We start from the raw sequence: 3,681 nt of genomic DNA on the forward strand, positions 1-3,681 counted from the left end.
GCCCTGCAACGGGTGTCGCCGTCCGTTGACGGTCACGTCGATGTGATCCATGCACACTCCTTTGTCGGAGTCTACGCCGGGGACTTGCGCCCGATCCGGTGACGCCGGGCACGCATGTGCGCCAAGACGAGGGGATTTGAACCCCTGGTCCCCTTACGGGGACTCCACCGTCGGGAGCGACGCGACGAAGCCGGTCGAGAGCGTCGCGGGCGCGGCATCCGACACCTGCCGTTGCAGGGGCGGGAGGAACGCCCAGCCCGCGGGCGGGATGGGCGGTGGTGACGACGGGCGCGACGGATCGGACGTCGCCGTCGGGGGTGCCGGCGACGGGTCGTCCCGCTGCCACGGCCAGCGCATCAGCGCTCCTCGGAGAGCCTCGTGTTGATCGACGCGATCTCGTGCACGTAGCGCAGGCGCTCCGCGTGCTCCATGTCGAGGATGTCGTCGAGCGACCAGTGGAAGTGGTAGGCGACGTACGCGACCTCCTCATGGATGCGGTCGGCCGAGTACGTCATGATTCCCCCAGGCGACCGCCCGCGAGATCGGCGGTGAACCGGTGCGAGCACTCGGGGCAGGTCACCGCGATGCGCGTGTGGCCCTCGGCGTTCACGCGCCGGTAGAAGTCCTGCAGGAACGCGACATCCGACGCGAACATGTTCTCGATCACCGACGAGTCGATCGAGCCGAGCGAGCCGAGCGAGGTGATCACCCGGCCGAGCAGCACGACCGTCGTGTAGGCGGCGTTCTCCTGCACGCGGGCGTCGTAGAGCGGCAGCAGCTCGTCGCGCGCCGTCGCGAGCCGCATCACGCCGCGCCGATGCACGGTGCCGTCGGGGCCGACGTAGCCGCGCGGGAGCTCGAAGGCGAACTCGGTGCGCATGGCACCGTCGTCCACGAGACCCGCCGGCGCGGCATCCGTCGGTTCGATCCCGGGCCGCGTCGCGATGACGCGCTGCATCACTTCACCTCGGACTCGTCGAAGCAGATCGTGAACTTCTCCGTGGCCTGCTCGGTCGCGCCCGCCTTGAGCGAGTTGACCTCGACGCTGCGCACCCAGCAGTTGCGGAACTCGTACTTCTTGATGGTGCCGCCCTCGTAGTCGAGGAGCTCGACCGACGCGGTCTTGCGCGCGCCCTTCACGTCGCCCTTCATGACGACGCCCAGCCAGTCGGTGACCGTCTTGGAGTCGGTGAGGCCGCGGGTGACGGTGAACTCCCCCGTCTTCGCGCGGCCGATCAGCTGCCTCGCGACGTACTTGCCGTCGGCCAGCTGCTGCTTGAGTTCGATCTTGTCGACCTCGTTCTTCAGCCCGGAGACCTCCGTCACCTTCGGCAGCTCGATGCCGTCGATGATGACCTTGAAGGCGTAGGCGGGTGAGGAATCGAAGGTATCGGCCAGTGCCATGTCAATCTCCTACTCGTGTCGTGCGGTCGCGCTCGCGCGGTCACGCTCTGCGGTCACTCGGCGACCAGGCTCGTGCCGCCCGAGAACTGCGAGAGCTCGAACACCACGAACTCCGCCGGCTTCACCGGGGCGACGCCGATCTGGCAGACGACCTGGCCGACGTCGATGAGCTCGGCGGGGTTCGTCTCCTCGTCGCACTTGACGAAGAAGGCCTCGTCGGCGGTGTTGCCGAACAGGGCGCCCTTGCGCCACTCGTTGATGAGGAACGCCGAGATCGAGCGACGCAGCTTGCCCCAGAGGGCGGGGTCGTTCGGCTCGAAGACCGCGAACTGCGTGGCGCCGAGGATCGACTTCTCCAGGTAGTTGAAGAGGCGGCGGATGTTGACGTACCGCCAGGCCGGATCGCTCGAGAGCGTGCGCGCACCCCAGACCCGGATGCCGCGACCGGGGAACGCGCGGATGGCGTTGACGCCGATCGGGTTGAGCAGCTCCTGCTCGGTGCGGGTCAGCTGCGTCTGCAGCTCGATGGCGCCGCGGACGACCTCGTTCGCCGGCGCCTTGTGCACGCCTCGCTCGCTGTCGTTGCGGGCCCAGATGCCCGCCAGGTAGCCCGACGGCGGCACGAACCGGTTGCTCCCGGTCGCCGGGTCGAGCACCTTGATCCACGGGTAGTAGAGCGTCGCGAACTTCGAGTCGTAGCCCGCGCCGGTGCGGCGCCACGCGACGATCTCCTGCGCGTTCAGGGCCGGAGGCGGGTCGAGGATGGCGACGCGGTCGCCCATCAGCTCGCAGTGCGCGATGACCGCGAGCTGCACCGCCTTCACGGTCTCGAGGTCGATGGCGCCCTGCTCGTAGGCCGCCATGAGGTCGGGGACGACCACCATGGTGACCTCCTCGATCTCCTCGAGGCCGCTGAAGCCGGTGCGGTCGGCGGCGTTGCCGATGTAGTTCGCCGCGGAGACGCCCTCGAGCACGATGGGCTGTTCCTCGGGCTCCGGCACGGCCAGGTCGAACCGGCCCGGCTTGGGGAGGACGCCGGCGGATGCCGCATCCACCTCCTCGACCGTGACGAGCTTCGACTCCGTGGCGACCTTGGTCACGACGTAGGCGGCGTGGTCAGGCTTCGGCGAGACCTGCTCCCAGACCTCCGGCGCGCGGCCCTCGGCCGTGACGACGACCTTGAAGACGCCGTCCTCCGGCTCCTCGCCGCCCGGATCGGCGATCTCGACGGAGATCGGCTTCGCGTTCGGCGAGGCGTTCTTCGCGGTGAACACGTAGTTGCCGATGGTCGCCGTCTGCGGTCCCGACGCGATGGCCTTCTGCTCCCGCTTGCCGCCCTTGCCGCCCGAGCTCTGCTGGCCCGTGCCGACGCGGACGACGTAGCAGTTGCCGCCGCCGTTCAGGAAGTAGCCGTACACCGAGTACGCGAGATAGGCGCCCGGATAGAGCCCGCCGAACTGGTCGACGAACTGCGTCCAATTGGACACGAGCGTCGGCGAGTTCTCCGGCCCTTTCGGTGCCATCCCGATGAATGCTGCGACCGCGGTGCCGACGCCCTCGATCGGGCGCGTGGCGGCCTCGATCTCCTGCACGTACACACCGGGTGAGAGATAGGTGGGCATCCCCGACTCCTTCGCTGGATTGCGTGATCCAAGCGTCGGTCCGCGGATGCCGCGGCGGGGGGTCCAACCGGACGGGCGTGGGGGTGAGAAGGGCTGCGCGATGGGGCAGGGGGAACCGGGGTCGGCCTAGCCGGCCGACTCCTCCTGCTCCTCCTCGGCCGCCTCGCGCTGCACCCAGAGCCCCTGCACCGGCTCCTCCTCCTCGTCGCCCTCGCGCTGCGCGGTCGGCGCTCCGGCGCCGGAGCCGTCGTCGAGCCGCTGCACCGGGGCCGGTTCGCTCATGACCCTGGCTGCGTTGTCGGCGGCCGCGCGCTCGAAGCGGTCGCCGGGGTCGCTGACGCTGACGCCGCTGCCGGTCGGGGTACCGTCCACGGGTCCCGACCGCTGCTGCACCACGTGGGTGAGCTCGTGCGCGATGGTCGTGCGGCCGGCGTGCGACGACGGGTCGTAGGCGTCGCGCTGGAAGACGACGTTGCTGCCCACCGTGTAGGCGTGCGCGCCGACCGACCTCGCGGACTCGTGCGCCGCGGCATCCGTGTGCACGCGCACGTCGCCGAAGTCGTGGCCGAGGCGCGACTCCATGTCGGTGCGCACGGCGGGCTCGAGCGGCGAGCCGCCCGACGACACCACGTCGAGCACCGGCGAGCGCTGCTCC

The 3,681-nt window shown here is 69.8% G+C and carries 6 protein-coding genes; all 6 read right to left on the bottom strand.

Annotation, left to right across the window (positions count from 1 at the left end; all coding sequences use genetic code 11):
• Positions 1 to 153: 153 nt before the first annotated feature.
• Positions 154 to 357: a hypothetical protein gene (locus GH736_RS19045; protein ID WP_159606151.1), complete on the bottom strand. Its 204-nt coding sequence runs from the start codon at positions 355 to 357 to the stop codon at positions 154 to 156.
• Positions 357 to 515 (bottom strand): DUF6760 family protein, encoded by a 159-nt coding sequence (locus GH736_RS24680; RefSeq protein ID WP_159606153.1) that lies wholly within the window; start codon positions 513 to 515, stop codon positions 357 to 359. Before GH736_RS24680 ends, GH736_RS19045 begins: the two co-directional genes overlap by 1 nt.
• Positions 512 to 958, bottom strand: a complete 447-nt coding sequence (locus GH736_RS19055) for a hypothetical protein (protein ID WP_159606155.1) — start codon at positions 956 to 958, stop codon at positions 512 to 514. Before GH736_RS19055 ends, GH736_RS24680 begins: the two co-directional genes overlap by 4 nt.
• The gene (locus tag GH736_RS19060) at positions 958 to 1,404 is read right to left on the bottom strand and encodes a phage tail protein (RefSeq protein WP_159606157.1); all 447 of its coding nucleotides are present in this window, start codon (positions 1,402 to 1,404) and stop codon (positions 958 to 960) included. Before GH736_RS19060 ends, GH736_RS19055 begins: the two co-directional genes overlap by 1 nt.
• Positions 1,405 to 1,457: 53 nt before the next feature.
• Positions 1,458 to 3,026 carry a phage tail sheath family protein gene (locus GH736_RS19065; protein ID WP_159606159.1) on the bottom strand — a complete coding sequence of 523 codons (1,569 nt, stop codon included), beginning with the start codon at positions 3,024 to 3,026 and terminating at the stop codon, positions 1,458 to 1,460.
• A 126-nt stretch (positions 3,027 to 3,152) separates the two neighbouring features.
• Positions 3,153 to 3,681, bottom strand: a 529-nt coding sequence (locus GH736_RS19070; RefSeq protein ID WP_159606161.1) for an eCIS core domain-containing protein, incomplete at its 5' end; no start/stop codon positions are given.

Source organism: Agromyces humi, from assembly GCF_009720255.1.
Classification (GTDB): domain Bacteria; phylum Actinomycetota; class Actinomycetes; order Actinomycetales; family Microbacteriaceae; genus Agromyces; species Agromyces humi.

What these genes read in the sequence shown, in the direction of transcription:
- GH736_RS19065 (WP_159606159.1), bottom strand. Translation starts at nt 3,026, where the DNA reads ATGCCCACCTATCTCTCACCCGGTGTGTACGTGCAGGAGATCGAGGCC.
- GH736_RS19045 (WP_159606151.1), bottom strand. Translation starts at nt 357, where the DNA reads ATGCGCTGGCCGTGGCAGCGGGACGACCCGTCGCCGGCACCCCCGACG.
- GH736_RS19060 (WP_159606157.1), bottom strand. Translation starts at nt 1,404, where the DNA reads ATGGCACTGGCCGATACCTTCGATTCCTCACCCGCCTACGCCTTCAAG.
- GH736_RS24680 (WP_159606153.1), bottom strand. Translation starts at nt 515, where the DNA reads ATGACGTACTCGGCCGACCGCATCCATGAGGAGGTCGCGTACGTCGCC.
- GH736_RS19055 (WP_159606155.1), bottom strand. Translation starts at nt 958, where the DNA reads ATGCAGCGCGTCATCGCGACGCGGCCCGGGATCGAACCGACGGATGCC.